The following is a 14,211-nucleotide window of genomic DNA, read 5'->3' on the forward strand; positions in this document are numbered from 1 at the left end:
AGGCCTTACTGCTCGATCGCGGTCTTGGCGCCCTTGACGTAGCGGCTCAGCGTGTACGAAGGGTTCTTCAGCTCGCCGTTGTCTTGGAAGGCGATCTTCGCGGTCACGCCGGAATAGTCGGACTTCTTCAGCTCTGGCAGGAATTTCTTCGGATCGGTGGAGTCGGCACGCTTCATCGCGTCCACCACCAGCATGGTGGCGTCGTAGAAGTACGGGCTGTAGACCTGGAACTGGCCGGGGTACTTGGCGTCGTAGCGCTTCTTCCACTCGATGCCGCCGGGCATCTTGGCGATCGACGCGCCGCCGTCCGCGCACACCACGTTGTCCAGCGACTTGGTGCCGGCCGCGAGCTTGGCCAGCTCGGAGGTGCAGATACCGTCGCCGCCGAAGAACTTCACGTCAGTCAGGCCCAGCTGCACCATCTGGCGCAGCATGGGGCCGGCCTGCGCGTCCATGCCACCGTAGAAGATGGCCTGGGGCTTCTTGGCCTTGATCGAGGTCAGGATGGCCATGAAGTCGGTGGCCTTGTCGTTGGTGAACTCCGACGCCACGATCTTGATGCCCTTGGATTCGGCATCCTTCTTGAACACGTTGGCCAGGCCCTGGCCGTAGGCCGTGCGGTCGTCGATCACCGCCACTTCCTTCAGCTTGAGCGGACCGGCCGCATAGCCGGCCAGCGCGGCGCCCAGCGCGTTGTCGTTGGCGATGATGCGGAAGGTGGTGGGATAGCCGGGCGCCGTGAGCGCCGGGTTGGTGGCCGCGCCGGTGATGAAAGGCAGGCCGCAGTCGTTGAAGATCTTCGAGGACGGAATCGCCACACCCGAGTTCAGGATGCCGGGCACCGCCGCCACCTTGTCGTCGCACAGCTTCTGCGCGCCAGCCGTGCCCTGCTTGGGATCGGCCGCGTCGTCCTCGGCGATGACCTCGAACTTGACCTTCTTGCCGCCGATGGTGACGCCCTGGGCATTCAGGTCATCGACCGCCATGCGCACGCCGTTGACGTTGTCCTTGCCGTAGTGCGCCTGGGGACCCGACAGCGGGCTCATCGTGCCGATCTTGACCACCTCCTGCGCGCTTGCAGCCACGGCCATGCCTGCCACCACCATGGCCACCGCGGTTTTGATGCTCATATCCATTGCGTCCAACTCCATAAAGTTAAGAATGCCATCGGCGGCGGCTGCAGGCCCTGTGGCGCTAGCGCGTCTGCCTGCAACTTGCAACCGTCCCTGGCGAGAAGCGGATTCTTTCCTTTTCCACCTGCCCACCGGTATTGGTACAAGCCCGGTAAGAAATACGCAACGGCAACAGGGAAGTTCGCATATAAGCACACGCTGTTACAAGCGCAGATTGAAAATACGCCCATAGGCTCACAGCTGTTGATGGAGCCCTCCCCTCGTGCATCCATGCCCGAATCGAGGGTCCGCCTGCACACCCAGGTGGTGTAAAGTTGGTGCAAAACTGCCGCCGCAGGCGCGCCCCTGTCAACGTTTGGCAGCCCTTGCGCGTCTTTGGGTTACCACCTACCCCGCGTTGCGCGCCGCCATCCAACCTACCGTGCAACATCAGCCCCCGGCCCGTGCCGCGGGCCTGCTGCCAAGAGGAGAATGTCCATGAGTCGTCAACGCTTGTATATCGCCGCCGCACTGGCAGCCGCTGCGCTCGCATCCGGCTGCGTTGCCACCGGCAGCGACGGATACGGCTATGGTGGATATGGGTCCGACTACTACGGCCAGCCATCCGGCACCTACTACACCAACGATAGCGGCTACTACGTTCCCGCCCAGGATCGCTACTACGACCGCAACCGGTACTACGACCAGCGGGATCGCGACCGCGCCGAACGCGAGCGCATCGCACGCGACAACGAGCGCCGCGCCCGTGATCGGGAACGTGACCGTGAGCGCGCCCGCGACGATGACCGCCGCCGCGAACTCGAACGCCAGGCACGCGACCGTGAGCGTGAGCGCCAGGCCCGCGACCGCGATGCCAACCGGGGCCGCTTCGGCCAGAACAACCAGCGCGCGCAGGAATGCGCCCGCTACCGCGAGTCGGTGAGGGCCGGCAGCGACACGATCTATGTCCCGCCCAATGCAGACCGCTGCTGATGGCCCAGGCCATCACCAGCCAAAGGAGAATCCCATGACCTTGGCACGATGGAGCATGCTGACGGCCGGCGCCGCCTGCGCGCTGGCGCTGTCCGGGTGCGTCGTGGCGCCGGTGGACGGGGCGTACTACGGCAATGCGTACACGACGGTTTCCGCCCCCGTGGCAACCTACGATTACCCCTACTACGGCTATCCCTACTACGGGGGCTCGTCGCTGTGGATCGGTAGTTCGTCCACCTACGTCTATGGCGGCCGGCCCTATTACCGCCCGGGCCCCGGCTACTGGGGCGGCGGCCACCACCATGGCGGCTCGCGCCCGGGCTTCGGCGGCGGCCGCCCGGACCGCATTTCGCCCGGCGCCGGCGCCAGCCTGGGGCGCCCCCTGGCACCCTCGTCGGGCGGCTCTCGCCCCTCCTTTGGCGGCGGATGGGGCGGCGGCCACCGCCGCTGACGCGATGCCCGCGCCGGTCACGCTGCTGCGATGGCCCCTGGCCGCGATGCTCGCTGCCACAGCGCTGCTGGCCGTGCCTGCCCAGGCCCAGGTGCTGCGCTGCACCGACCCGGCCTCGGGGCGGGTGACCTACACCGATGGCGAATGCGCACCGGGCACCGCGGTCAAAGAGGTCGAACGCCGCAAATCCGACGACGAACTGGCGCAGGAGCAGGCCCGCACCGACCAGGCCCTGCGCCGCCAGGCCGAGCGCCGAGCGCAGGACCAGGAACAGCAACGCCTGGACCTGCAGGAGAAGGCGCTGCAGGCCGAGGCCAACCGCCGTGCCTCCCCCATCACCAATTACCGGCAGCAGGAGCCGCAGGGCTACCGCGATGGTTCGGGCCTGGTGGTCATTGACGGCTACGACTACGGCTACCGGCCCCACATCCACCCGCCACGCCCGCCAGTCTCGCAGGGACCGGCCCCGGCGATCCGCCAGTGCGACGTGTTCAAGTGCGTGGACGCCAACGGCAACACCCACCCGCGCGCCGGCATCGGCGAAGGCCCGCCGCCCGGCCGAAATCCGCCCGGCAAGGTGACCTGCCGCAGCCGCGGCGGCACCGCGCCCTGCTAGCCTTTTTAGCCCTTTGCTTTTTGCAGTGCCACGGCAGCACGCAAGCCCTGCTCCACCGTCGGGTAGCGCAGCGCCACCCGCAGCTCGCGCAGCATGCGCCGGTTGTCCAGCCGGCGTGACTCGCTCATGAAGCTCAGCAGCGTGGCCGGCAGCGCCTGCTGCGCCTCGGCCCGGCTGATGCGCGGCGGGCGGGCCAGCCCCCACAGGTCGGCCGCCAGATCGAAATAATCGCCCATGCGCATCCGCGTCTGGTCGCACACGTTGGTGATGCGCTGCGGCCGGCCGCGCCACAGTGCACTGACGGCGGCGCGGGCCAGGTCGTCGGCATGGATGTGGCTGGTGAAGACGTCGTCCTGCGCGCGCAGCACCGGCGTGCCGCGCCGCAAACGCGCCTCGGGCGTGCCGCCTTCGCGGTCGCCGGCATAGATGCCTGGGATGCGCAGCACATGGCTGCGTGCGCCGCTCCGTCGGTGGTTCAACGCATAGCGGCGCAGCTGCCGTTCGGCATCGACGCGCCGCAGCGCCCTGGCGGTCTGCGCCCGCAGCGGCCGGGTTTCCCGCACCACCTCACCCTGGCAATCGCCGTACACGCCGCTGGTCGAGCCATACACCACGCGGGGCGCCCGCAGCCCCCGCGCCAGTGCCCGCAGCAGCGTGCGGGTGCGCAGATCGGCATCCGCCACCGTGCCGGGCGGCGCCAGGTGCAGCACCCGCGGCGCCAGGCCCGCCAGCCGCCGCAGGCTGGCCGCATCGTCCAGGTTGCCCACGAGTGGCATGATGCCCAGCGCGCGCAGTGGCGCGCATTTATCGGCCGACGAGGTGAGCGCCCGCACCACCAGCGGCGCCAGTTGCCTCGCCGCGCGCTGTCCCACGTCGCCGCAGCCGACGATCAGCACGCGCTGGCGGCGAAAGCGGGCCGGCAGTGCACGGCGGGGGTGTTGATTTGCGGGCAAAATACGGCTCCTTGCTCGGTGGGCGGCAATCCGGAATTGTCACCACGAAACGGCATGCCTTGCGCCGCACGGCGCTGCCATCCGCAGAATTTTGATAAAAATGGGCTCCAGCGCTTATCCAGTAAGCGCAAGCAGCTATCTTTTTTGAAGGAAACTTGATTCCATGGGCACTTCTCCCTCGGCATTCCAGATCTCGGTACAGCCCAGCGGACGCAGCTTTGCCACCAATGCCGCCGAATCCATTCTCACGGCCGCCATCCGCAACGGCGTCGGCCTGCCCTATGGCTGCAAGGACGGCGCCTGCAGCTCGTGCAAGTGCAAGAAGCTCAGCGGCACCGTCGAGCACGGACCGCACAGCAGCCGCGCGCTCACGCCCGAGGAAGAAGCCGCCGGCCTGATCCTGCCCTGCTGCGCCCGGCCCACCAGCGATGTGGTCATCGAGTCGCGCAACGTCACCGACGAAAGCGCCTTCCCGATCAAGAAGCTGCCGGTGCGCGTGTCGTCGCTCACCCGCCTGTCGCCCGACGTGATGCAGTTGCGCCTGCAGTTGCCCGCGGCCGACACCTTTCGCTACCACGCAGGCCAGTATGTCGAGTTCCTGCTCGCCGGCGGCCACCGCCGCGCCTATTCGATGGCCGTGGCGCCGCACCAGCAGGAGGGCGCGCCCGGGCTGGAGCTGCACATCCGCCACATGCCCGGCGGCCTGTTCACCGACCATGTCTTCAGCGCGATGAAGGAGCGCGAGATCCTGCGCATCGAAGGGCCGTTCGGCGGCTTCTTCCTGCGCGAGGACTCCGACAAGCCCATGGTCTTCCTGGCCTCGGGCACCGGCTTTGCGCCGATCAAGGCGCTGGTCGAGCATGTGCAGCACAAGGGCATCACCCGGCCGATCAGCCTGTACTGGGGCGGCCGCCGCCCGCACGATCTGTACATGCACGACTGGCTGCTGGCGCGCTGTGCCGAGCTGCCGCAGCTGCGCTACGTGCCGGTGGTGTCGGACGCGCTGCCCGAAGACCACTGGAGCGGCCGCACCGGCTTCGTGCACCAGGCCGTGCTCGACGACTTTGCCGACCTGTCGGGCCACGAGGTCTATGCCTGCGGCGCGCCGGTCGTGGTGGACGCCGCCCGCAGCAGCTACACCGGCGAGCGCGGACTGCCCGAAGAGGCCTTCTTTGCCGACGCCTTCACCACCGAGGCCGACAAGAACACCTGAAGCTCCAACGGCAGATGTATGCGAGTGGCATATGTATTTTCATAAATAAATAAACCAATTCGTACAACATAAAACAATCCCCGGTAAAACCAGCGCTTTTGAACTGCCTCAAGGAGTTACCCTAGCCAATGCGGGGCTGGATCTTGCTATATTTTTGCAAATATTAACAATTGCAAACGAGGCGATCATGCACCAGCCCATCCCGCAAACCCGCTTGCGCAGGCTTCCGGTCACAGCGGCGTTGTCCATCGCCCTCCTGGGGCTTGGCGCCGTGTCTCAGGCCCATGCCCAGGCCACGCGCACCTGGGTGTCGGGCGTGGGCGACGACGCCAATCCCTGCAGCCGCACCGCACCGTGCAAGACCTTTGCGGGAGCCCTGCCGAAGACGGCCCCCCATGGCGTGATCGACGTACTGGATCCCGGCGGATTCGGTGCCGTCACCATCAACAAGGCCATCACCATCGATGGCGGAGGAATGCTGGCCAGCGTGCTGGTATCCGGCACCAACGGCATCGTGATCAGTGCACCGGCAGATGCCACCGTGGTACTGCGCAACCTTGATTTCACCGGGCTGGCGACCGGAGCTTCCGCCGTCAAGATCGTCAGCGCCAAGACCGTGATCCTCGATGACGTCCGGATCCGGGACTTCCAGAACGGCGTGGAAGTGGTCACGGGTGCCAAGGCCAGTGTGCTGGTGCAGCGGTCGTCGATCACCACCAACAGCACCGCCGCCATCGCGATGACCGATGCCGACAGCCGGGTGCTGCTGTCCAATACCTCCGTTTTCGGCAATGCGCTGGCCTTCAAGATCACTGCGGGCAAAGTCAGCAGCTACAACAACAACCGGCTGGAAGGCAATGCCGGAGGCACCACGCCCACCGAGGTGGTCTACGAGCGCTAAGCCAACGGCAAAGGATCAGCCATGATGCGCACCCGGAAACGGCTTGGCCAGGCCGCCTTGGCTATGCTGGCCTGCGGCCCGCTCTCGCTGGCGTATGCGGCCGAACTGGTCACCAACGGCGGCTTCGAGCAGAACGCCGGCGCCGGCTCCCAGGCCTTCACCGGCTGGCAGGCCGTTTCGCAGCCCGGCTCGCAGGGCGGCTTCTACGCCCAGAGCGGAACGCAGAGCGCCGTCACGCCGGCCACCGTGCCGGCGCCCCCGCAAGGCTCGTTCGCGGCGATGTCCGACCAGCCTGGGCCGGGCAGCCATGTGCTGTACCAGGACATCGCCATTCCAGCCGGCAAGAGCGCTTCGCTCACGGCGCTGGTCTATGTCCAGAACGCAGCGCCGCTGGCGGCTGCGCCCGCGACGCTGGATTTCCAGACCCAGCCCAACCAGCAGGCCCGCATCGATATCGTGGACCCCGCAGCGGCCTGGAATGATGTGGGCAGCGGCGTGCTGGCCAATGTGTTCCAGTGGCCCGGCGCATCGGGGCCAAGCAGCTTCGCCGGCTACCAGAGCATCCAGTTCGACATGACGCCCTATGCCGGGCGCACGGTGCGCCTGCGGCTGGCCGAAGTGGACAATCGCCAAAGCCTGTTTTTCGCGGCGGATACGGTCAGCCTCATCTCGTCGGACGTCGCACCGCCGGCTGGCGTCGGCGGGGACCGGCAGGGCGACTCCGTCACCCTGGATTTCCCACCGGTCGCATCCACCCCCACCGAGACCGTGACCGGCTACCAGGCCCAGTGCGTACCGGTAGGCGGCGGCTCCACCGTCACGGCATCGGCACCCCAGCCGCCGATCACGGTGACGGGCCTGCTCCCGGGTGTTTCCTATGTCTGCACCGTGCAGGCGCAAACCACGGTAGGCGCAGGCCCCAGCAGCACGCCCATCACGGTGGGCGCAGCGGCTCGGCGGGTGCCTGCATGGAGCCACACCAGCACCTTGCTGGCAACGCTGGCCATCCTGGCCGCCTGGGCCTTCAGGCTGCGGCGCAACGCTCCACGCGGCCGCCAGCGGCTTTGACGCACAGTCGCCAAAGTGAAATTCAGGGCCCGGCGAGCGGGTCTGGCTGTCGTGTGCTTGATATTTTTTAACATTACACTTCAGCCTCTCGCTCCACTGCGGCCATGCAGTGGTCTTCGCGTGCAAGCCCTGTGCTTCTACGATCCTGCGCGCTTGGCCGCTGCGGGGTCGCACTCCTTGAATCCATCCATCCCATGCACCGCAGAAACCTGTTGCTTTCCACCCTGCTTGCCACCGCTGCCGCGGCCTCTCCCCTCGCCCATGCGGACGACGTGATCCGCCTGGTCGTACCCTATGCCGCCGGCGGTCCGATCGACGTGACGGCCCGGGTGCTGGCCGAGCGCGTGAAGGCCAGCCTGGGCACGGTGGTGGTCGACAACAAGGCCGGCGCCGGCGGCAATATCGGCGCCGATATCGTGGCCAAGGCCGCGCCCGACGGGTTGACCATCGGTATCTCCGCCACGGCCACCCATGCTGTCAACCCCTGGCTGTACACGAAGATGCCCTTCGATGCGGCCAAGGACTTCGCCGCCATCACTCAGATGGTGCGCGTGCCCAACGTGCTGGTGATGAACGCCAAGCGCGCCGAGGAACTGCACATCCAGACCGCGCAGGACCTGATCGCCTATGCGAAGAAGAACCCCGGCAAGCTCAACTACGGTAGCGGCGGCAACGGCAGCGCGGGCCACCTGGCCGGCGAGATGATGAAGCGCCAAGCCGGCATCTTCGCCGTGCATGTGCCCTACCGCGGCGCCAACCCGGCGCAGCTCGCGCTGCTGTCGGGCGAGGTGGACTTCAACATCGACAACCTCGCCGCCGCATCGGCCAACATCCATGGCGGCAAGCTCAAGGCCCTGGCCGTGACCACGCTGAACGAAAGCCCCATGCTGCCTGGCGTGCCGCCGCTGTCCAAGACGCTCAAGGGCTTCGAGATCGACACCTGGTGGGGCCTGGTGGCGCCGGCCGGCACACCCGCCGCCACGGTCAGCAAGCTGAACAAGGCTTTCGTCGAGGCGCTGAACGATCCGGCCACCAAGCAGAAATTCGCCACGCTGATGGCCGAGCCCGTGCCGACCACGCCGCAGCAGTTCGACAAGTTCATGGCCAGCGAACGCACCAAGTACGAGGGCGTGGTCAAGCTCTCTGGCGCGAAGGTGGACTGACCGGAGTACGGCTACCAACATGACGAATCCCACGGTCGCCGTGCTCGGCGCCGGCATGGTCGGCACCGCCGCCGCGCTGGCGCTGCAGAAGAAGGGCTTTCAGGTCACGCTGATCGACAGACTCGATCCGGGCCGCGAAACCTCGTACGGCAATGCGGGCGTGCTGGCGCGCAGTTCGCTCATGCCCTTCAACCACCCGGGCCTGTTCGCGCAGCTGCCGCAACTGCTCAAGAACCAGAGCGCGAGCTTTCGCTACCAACCCCGGTTTCTGCTGCAGAACCTGGGCTGGGCGGCACGCTTCGTGGCGAATGCGCGCCGCAGCGTCTTCGAGCAGACCACGACCGCGCTCGATGCGCTGATCCGCCTGTCGATGCAGGAGCATGCGCAGCTGCTGCTGCAGACCGGCATGGCGCACCGGCTGCGCGACAACGGCTGGCTGTTCCTGTACCGCCAGACGCAGGCCTTTGCAGGCGGCGCGCTCGGGCGCGAGCGCATGGCGCATTTCGGGGTGGGTACCGAAGTACTTGACCAAGGCGACCTGCGCCAGCTCGAACCGGCGCTCAAACCCATCTTTGAACGGGCGCTGTGGGTCAAGGACAGCTGGTCCGTGGACAACCCCGGCGCCGTGGTCGCGGGCTATGCACGGCATTTCGCGGCGCACGGCGGCCGCGTCCTGCAGGCACGGTTGCGCACCATTGAGCCGCTGCCCGGACAGCGCTGGCGCGTGGTAGGAGAAAGCGACGGCGGCAACGACACCGTGGCCGAGGCCGACCGCGTGGTGGTGGCGCTGGGCCCGTGGAGCCGCGAGTTCATGGCCACGCTGGGCGTGCAGGTGCCGATGGCCTTCGAGCGCGGCTACCACATGCACTATGCGCCGGTGCCGGGCCTGGGCCTGACCCGGCCGGTGTACGACACCGGCGGGGCCTATGTGCTCTCGCCGATGGAGCAGGGCTTGCGGCTGACCAGCGGCGTGGAGCTGACCGACTGCGATGCCCCGCCGAACCCACTGCAGCTGGACCTGGCCGAAACTGCTGCCCGCGAGGCGCTGGACATGGGCGAACGCCTAGAGTCCACGCCCTGGCTGGGCCGCCGCCCCACGTTGCCCGACAGCCGCCCCATCATCGACACCATGCCCGGCCGCCGCAACCTGTGGCTGGCCTTCGGCCACCAGCACATCGGTTTCTCCACCGGTCCTGGCACCGCGTCCCTGCTGGCCGCGCTGATGTGCGGCGAGACTCCGCCGATCGACACACATCCCTTCCGGGCCGAGCGCTTCCTGCGCTAAAAGAGCCCCTTCCGACCCTGCGGGCAACGCTCCTGCGCGGGCCGCATCCAGCCCCTGCCGAGGGGCGGTGCGGCCCTTTTTCGTCGACGCCTAAGCACCCCAAATGTGAAGAGATGTGAGTGTATTTTTGTGTCCCTTTTTCACATAATGATCCTCATGTAACAAATTCACATACATCCAAACCGCTGGATACGTGACGCCCTTCCAGGCAGCGGCACAGCGGAGGACAGACCTGCCAGCACCTGTTGGCAGGCGGGATGGATGGGCGATCAGTGTCGTTGGAGGTGCATTCATGAACACATCCGAACTGCGAGCCGCGGCCGAGCTGATGGGCATGCTCCTCACCGACCCACGCACCCTGCTGCTGCTGGTGCTGCTGTTCGCAGGCGCGGTGTGGGATGCACGAACCTACCGCATCCCCAACCTCCTCACCATGGGCGGCAGCGCCGCCGCCCTGCTCTACAGCATGCTGGTGCCCCTGCCCTTCCACAACGGGCTGCTGTGGGCCCTGGCCGGGCTGGCCGTGGGGCTGGTCATGATGCTGCCGCTGTACCTGCTGCATGCCATGGGTGCGGGCGACGTCAAGCTCATGGCCATGGCCGGGGCCTTCCTCGGGCCCGACGAAGTGGTTCGCGCGGTGATCTTCGTCTTCATCACCGGCGGCATCGCCGCGGTGAGCTATTCGCTGTGGCACCGCGCCGCCGCCAGCCTGGTGCGCAACACCTTGCATAGCGTGCAAATGCTGTTCATCTCGGCCTCGGCCGGCATCCGGCCCGATGCCCGCCAGCACACCGCATCCATCGGCAAGCTGCCCTACGGGGTCAGCATCGCCATCGGCACCACCGCGTTCCTGGTGGCCCGTCAATTCACGTGGATATAAGCGCTACGCAAGCAGCAGGGAGACGGTCATGAAGAACATCAAGGCACTGGGGTTTTTCATTCTGGCATTGCTCGTCGGCCTCGCGGCGGCGGTGTATGCAGCCAACTGGGTTTCGCGGCAAGGCAGCCTCGATGCGGGCAAGGTCGTGGTCGCGGCGGCGGACATACCGCTGGGCAGCAAGCTCACGCCGCAGATGCTCTCCACCATCGACTGGCCGCGCGCCTCCATCCCCTCGGGTGCCTTCAATGACGTGCAGGCACTGCAGGAGCGCGTCGTCAAGGTCGGCGTTCTGCGCGGCGAGGCTGTGCTCGAAGGCAAGCTCGCCCCCGAAGGCACCAAGGGCGGCCTGGCTGCCGTCATCGCGCCCGGCAAACGCGCCATGACGGTGCGAGTCAATGATGTGGTGGGCGTGGCCGGCTTCGCACTGCCCGGCAACTACGTGGACGTGGTCGTGAACGCCCAGCAGGAAAAATCCGACAAAGGCCCCAACAAGAGCGAGGAATCGCGCCAGATCAGCAAGACCGTGCTCGAGAACGTGCTGGTGCTGGCCGTGGCCCAGGAAGCTGGCCGCGACGAAACCAAGCCCAAGGTGGTGAGCGCCGTCACGCTGGAACTCAGCCCCGAGGATGCCGAGAAGCTCGACCTTGCGCGCAGCGTGGGCAGCCTGTCGCTGGTGCTGCGCAACCAGGTGGACAAAGAGCCCGTGGCGACTGCCGGCATCACCAAGAACCAGTTATTCGGGGTGGCCGAGGCACCAGCACCCGCTCCTGCCAAGGCAGCCGCACCAGTCAAGCAAATCGTGTACCGCGACCGGCCTGCGCCCAAGGCTCCCGTACCTGCTGAGCCACCACAGACCTGCGTGATAGTCCTTCATGCTGGTAGCAATCCCGTGAACTGCTTCTAGCCACTCCCAACAACCAACAACAGATAGAGGCCCGGACATGCAATACCACCACCTGTACCAGGCAGCCGCAGTGCTGCTGGTCAGCGCCGGCCCGGCACTGACCATTCATGCTCAGCCCGCCGCAACAACTGCAACCGCTACCGCCCCCAAAACGGTCGCCACGGCCCCTACTCCTACTTCCGGCCAAGCAAAAGGTTGCACTTCCATTCGCATGGAAGAACCTACGACTGTCACGCTCGGTAAATCTGTCGTGATTCCTCTCAGCTCTCCTGTCAAGCTCATTTTGGGCAACAGCTCAGACTCGTCATCTATATCTAAAACCACAAATGTGGCCAATCAGGGAGGATCTTCTACCGCGACAACGACGACAACATTTGGCACTATGAACAATGGCATGGGCGACATTGAGGTTCGCTTGCTCAGCCCCAAAGACCTGTTCTTCCGTGGCCGCAAATCCGGCTCCATGAACGTGATCCTGCAGAACGCCCAGGGCACCTGCTTCATCAAGGACGTGATCGTCACCATCGACCCCGGCCCGCTGCAGGCCAAGCTTGGCGAGCTCATGCCTGAGGAGCGCGGCATCCGCGTGCAGGGTGCCGACAACGCGTTGGTGCTCAGCGGCGAGATCAGCAACCCGCTACGGCTCGACGACGTGATGACCCTCGCCGCCGCCTACAGCGACAGCAAGAAGATCGTCAACTTGCTGCGTACCACCTCGCCTCACCAGGTGATGCTCGAAGTCAAGATCGCCGAGGTCAGCAAGACCCTGCTCGACAAGCTCGGTTCCAGCATCAGCGGCAACCGCGTCACCAGCAACGGCATGAACACCTACTCCATCGTCTCCAACTTCCTGAGTGGCGGTGGGGGGCTGCTCAGCGCCATGCGCATCGGCAAGGGCGCACTCAGCATCGATGGACAAAAGGACGACGGCCTGGTGCGCGTGCTGGCCGAGCCCAACATCATGGCGGTGAGCGGCCAGCAGGCCAGCTTTCTATCGGGCGGCAAGATCTTCATTCCTGTTGCCCAAACCGGCACCCTTGGTACCCCGGTGCTGACGCTGGAGGAAAAGGAATTCGGCATCGGCGTCAAGTTCACACCCACCGTGCTGGGCAACTCGCGCGTCAATCTCAAGCTGGTGTCAGAGGTTTCCGATCTGCAGCAGGTCGGCTCGCCATTTACGTCGATCAACGGCTTCACCTCGGTCATTCCATCACTCACCGTTCGCCGGGCCGACACCACTGTGCAGCTCAACGATGGACAGAGCCTAGTAATCGCCGGCCTCATCAAGAACAACATCACCGAAGCCGTCAAGCGCTTTCCCGGCCTGGGCGAAATCCCGATCCTGGGTGCCTTGGCGCGCAGCACCGAATTCCAGACCGACCAGACCGAGCTGATGTTCGTCATCACCCCCCGCCTGGTGCAGGCCCTGGCCGACGCACCGCGCGTGCCGACCGACAACCATGCCGTGCCTTCACGCGCCGAACGCTACCTGAACGGTGCGCTTGAAAGCTCCACGCCACCGCCCGAGCCGCAGCCCACTCCAGCACCGGCTCCTGCCGCCCCGCCAGCCGCTGCACCGGCACCAGTGCCTGCCACACCGCCCGTCCAGCTCAAGCCACTGCCGCCAGCCGCGCCGCCCCCCGCCGGCCGCAGCACACCGCAGTACTCGCCCGCATGAACCGGAGGTCCGCCATGAACTCATCCACCTTGTTGTCATTGGCCGCCATGACCGCCCTTCTGGCCGGCTGCGGCAGCACCACTCCACACTACGATGCCCGCTTTGGCGAAGCCGTTCGCACCGCCAAGACCCGCATGACCATCAACCCCGAAGCCGGCAAAGCACCAGGAAGCGGTGTTGATGCAGCCACCGGCATGGATGGTCGCGTCACTCGCGAAACGATGGTCCGCTATGAACGCAGCTTCAGAACACCACCGCCCGCAGCCAATGTCATCAACATCGGCACCACGCTCGGCAGTGGTGGTGGCGGTGGTACAGGCGCGGGCAGCGGCGACTCCGGAGGAAACGCGCCGTACTGATCCAGCCGGTCATCTTGGCCCCATCCGATATCAACATCCAAGCATCGAAAGGAGTTCCGACGACAGACACACACCATCCGTCAGCCGCCTTCGGCCCTCGATGCCAAGGCGATCCCTTCTCCTCTTCACTTCTTCATAGGTGTCATCATGACCAAAACCGCTCAACAATTCGGCAAGTTCCTCAGTGATTTCCTGCGAGACGAGGAAGGTGCCCAGGTCATTGAATACGCGTTGATCATCGCTGTGGTGTCCATTGCGCTGGTCATTGCGCTCCGCGGACTGAACGGCACGGGCTTCAGCAATTTCATCAACCGTGTCACGAACTGCCTGACCAGCACCACCTGCACCTGATTCAACCGCCTGTTGGCAGATGAGTTCATGGAGGATCCTATGTCTCCTTTCATCCAATCCAGCCAATTTATCTACCGCCTCACCCATGAGGATGAAGGCGCGCAGGTCATCGAATACGCGCTGATCATCGCGGTGGTATCCATTGCGCTGGTGTTGGCGTTGCAGGGGCTTGCGGGCGGAAATATCGCCGACTTCATCAACCGTGTCACGAACTGCCTGACGAGTTCCACCTGCACCTAGTTGTGCGCGAGGAGTTCAGGGAAGGCGGCAGATCCGGCCGCCTT

At 65.8% G+C, this 14,211-nt stretch carries 16 protein-coding genes; 14 read left to right on the forward strand and 2 right to left on the reverse strand.

Annotated features, from left to right (window positions below; translation table 11 throughout):
- Window positions 1–5 precede the first annotated feature (5 nt).
- A complete protein-coding gene (locus ACYVKR_RS15020; protein WP_460481733.1) occupies window positions 6–1,136 on the reverse strand; it encodes a branched-chain amino acid ABC transporter substrate-binding protein in 1,131 nt (376 codons plus the stop codon).
- Window positions 1,137–1,610: 474 nt separating this feature from the next.
- On the opposite strand from ACYVKR_RS15020, the gene ACYVKR_RS15025 reads away from it, so the two are divergent.
- The 3 genes from ACYVKR_RS15025 to ACYVKR_RS15035 are packed head-to-tail and all read left to right on the forward strand — an operon-like array spanning window position 1,611 to window position 3,172.
- The gene (locus ACYVKR_RS15025) at window positions 1,611–2,105 is read left to right on the forward strand and encodes a hypothetical protein (RefSeq protein ID WP_460481735.1); all 495 of its coding nucleotides are present in this window, start codon (window positions 1,611–1,613) and stop codon (window positions 2,103–2,105) included.
- Window positions 2,106–2,139: 34 nt separating this feature from the next.
- The gene (locus tag ACYVKR_RS15030; protein ID WP_460481736.1) at window positions 2,140–2,556 is read left to right on the forward strand and encodes a hypothetical protein; all 417 of its coding nucleotides are present in this window, start codon (window positions 2,140–2,142) and stop codon (window positions 2,554–2,556) included.
- 46 nt (window positions 2,557–2,602) lie between these two features.
- Window positions 2,603–3,172 (forward strand): DUF4124 domain-containing protein, encoded by a 570-nt coding sequence (locus ACYVKR_RS15035; RefSeq protein WP_460481737.1) that lies wholly within the window; start codon window positions 2,603–2,605, stop codon window positions 3,170–3,172.
- Between the two features lie 5 nt (window positions 3,173–3,177).
- Here the strand turns inward: ACYVKR_RS15035 and ACYVKR_RS15040 are convergent, their stop codons facing one another.
- Window positions 3,178–4,125, reverse strand: coding sequence for a Rossmann-fold NAD(P)-binding domain-containing protein (locus ACYVKR_RS15040; protein ID WP_460481738.1), 948 nt, complete (start codon window positions 4,123–4,125; stop codon window positions 3,178–3,180).
- A gap of 163 nt (window positions 4,126–4,288) precedes the next feature.
- On the opposite strand from ACYVKR_RS15040, the gene ACYVKR_RS15045 reads away from it, so the two are divergent.
- The 11 genes from ACYVKR_RS15045 (at window position 4,289) to ACYVKR_RS15095 (ending at window position 14,167) form a co-directional block, all read left to right on the forward strand.
- Window positions 4,289–5,338 carry a CDP-6-deoxy-delta-3,4-glucoseen reductase gene (locus tag ACYVKR_RS15045; protein WP_460481739.1) on the forward strand — a complete coding sequence of 350 codons (1,050 nt, stop codon included), beginning with the start codon at window positions 4,289–4,291 and terminating at the stop codon, window positions 5,336–5,338.
- Between the two features lie 271 nt (window positions 5,339–5,609).
- Window positions 5,610–6,239, forward strand: a complete 630-nt coding sequence (locus ACYVKR_RS15050; protein ID WP_460481740.1) for a right-handed parallel beta-helix repeat-containing protein — start codon at window positions 5,610–5,612, stop codon at window positions 6,237–6,239.
- Between the two features lie 24 nt (window positions 6,240–6,263).
- Window positions 6,264–7,307, forward strand: a complete 1,044-nt coding sequence (locus ACYVKR_RS15055; protein ID WP_460481741.1) for a fibronectin type III domain-containing protein — start codon at window positions 6,264–6,266, stop codon at window positions 7,305–7,307.
- A 194-nt stretch (window positions 7,308–7,501) separates the two neighbouring features.
- Window positions 7,502–8,470, forward strand: a complete 969-nt coding sequence (locus tag ACYVKR_RS15060) for a tripartite tricarboxylate transporter substrate binding protein (RefSeq protein WP_460481742.1) — start codon at window positions 7,502–7,504, stop codon at window positions 8,468–8,470.
- Window positions 8,471–8,489: 19 nt separating this feature from the next.
- Complete coding sequence (locus tag ACYVKR_RS15065) at window positions 8,490–9,755, forward strand: NAD(P)/FAD-dependent oxidoreductase (RefSeq protein ID WP_460481743.1); 1,266 nt, start codon at window positions 8,490–8,492, stop codon at window positions 9,753–9,755.
- A 292-nt stretch (window positions 9,756–10,047) separates the two neighbouring features.
- On the forward strand, window positions 10,048–10,635 hold the full coding sequence (locus ACYVKR_RS15070; RefSeq protein WP_460481744.1) for an A24 family peptidase: 588 nt from the start codon (window positions 10,048–10,050) through the stop codon (window positions 10,633–10,635).
- Window positions 10,636–10,663: 28 nt separating this feature from the next.
- Window positions 10,664–11,539: a CpaB family protein gene (cpaB, locus tag ACYVKR_RS15075; protein ID WP_460481745.1), complete on the forward strand. Its 876-nt coding sequence runs from the start codon at window positions 10,664–10,666 to the stop codon at window positions 11,537–11,539.
- Window positions 11,540–11,576: 37 nt separating this feature from the next.
- Window positions 11,577–13,217 carry a type II and III secretion system protein family protein gene (locus ACYVKR_RS15080; RefSeq protein ID WP_460481746.1) on the forward strand — a complete coding sequence of 547 codons (1,641 nt, stop codon included), beginning with the start codon at window positions 11,577–11,579 and terminating at the stop codon, window positions 13,215–13,217.
- A 14-nt stretch (window positions 13,218–13,231) separates the two neighbouring features.
- Entirely contained in the window at window positions 13,232–13,576 is a 345-nt protein-coding gene (locus ACYVKR_RS15085) for a hypothetical protein (RefSeq protein WP_460481747.1), read from the forward strand.
- A gap of 147 nt (window positions 13,577–13,723) precedes the next feature.
- Entirely contained in the window at window positions 13,724–13,927 is a 204-nt protein-coding gene (locus ACYVKR_RS15090; protein ID WP_460481748.1) for a Flp family type IVb pilin, read from the forward strand.
- Window positions 13,928–13,966: 39 nt separating this feature from the next.
- Window positions 13,967–14,167, forward strand: a complete 201-nt coding sequence (locus tag ACYVKR_RS15095) for a Flp family type IVb pilin (RefSeq protein ID WP_460481750.1) — start codon at window positions 13,967–13,969, stop codon at window positions 14,165–14,167.
- Window positions 14,168–14,211: the final 44 nt, after the last annotated feature.

The organism is Comamonas humi (genome assembly GCF_054782535.1).

Coding starts and splice junctions, on each gene's coding strand:
- ACYVKR_RS15060 (WP_460481742.1), top strand. CDS start 7,502: ATGCACCGCAGAAACCTGTTGCTTTCCACCCTGCTTGCCACCGCTGCC.
- cpaB (WP_460481745.1), top strand. CDS start 10,664: ATGAAGAACATCAAGGCACTGGGGTTTTTCATTCTGGCATTGCTCGTC.
- ACYVKR_RS15045 (WP_460481739.1), top strand. CDS start 4,289: ATGGGCACTTCTCCCTCGGCATTCCAGATCTCGGTACAGCCCAGCGGA.
- ACYVKR_RS15030 (WP_460481736.1), top strand. CDS start 2,140: ATGACCTTGGCACGATGGAGCATGCTGACGGCCGGCGCCGCCTGCGCG.
- ACYVKR_RS15080 (WP_460481746.1), top strand. CDS start 11,577: ATGCAATACCACCACCTGTACCAGGCAGCCGCAGTGCTGCTGGTCAGC.
- ACYVKR_RS15065 (WP_460481743.1), top strand. CDS start 8,490: ATGACGAATCCCACGGTCGCCGTGCTCGGCGCCGGCATGGTCGGCACC.
- ACYVKR_RS15025 (WP_460481735.1), top strand. CDS start 1,611: ATGAGTCGTCAACGCTTGTATATCGCCGCCGCACTGGCAGCCGCTGCG.
- ACYVKR_RS15095 (WP_460481750.1), top strand. CDS start 13,967: ATGTCTCCTTTCATCCAATCCAGCCAATTTATCTACCGCCTCACCCAT.
- ACYVKR_RS15055 (WP_460481741.1), top strand. CDS start 6,264: ATGCGCACCCGGAAACGGCTTGGCCAGGCCGCCTTGGCTATGCTGGCC.
- ACYVKR_RS15035 (WP_460481737.1), top strand. CDS start 2,603: ATGCTCGCTGCCACAGCGCTGCTGGCCGTGCCTGCCCAGGCCCAGGTG.
- ACYVKR_RS15090 (WP_460481748.1), top strand. CDS start 13,724: ATGACCAAAACCGCTCAACAATTCGGCAAGTTCCTCAGTGATTTCCTG.
- ACYVKR_RS15070 (WP_460481744.1), top strand. CDS start 10,048: ATGAACACATCCGAACTGCGAGCCGCGGCCGAGCTGATGGGCATGCTC.
- ACYVKR_RS15020 (WP_460481733.1), bottom strand. CDS start 1,136: ATGGATATGAGCATCAAAACCGCGGTGGCCATGGTGGTGGCAGGCATG.
- ACYVKR_RS15085 (WP_460481747.1), top strand. CDS start 13,232: ATGAACTCATCCACCTTGTTGTCATTGGCCGCCATGACCGCCCTTCTG.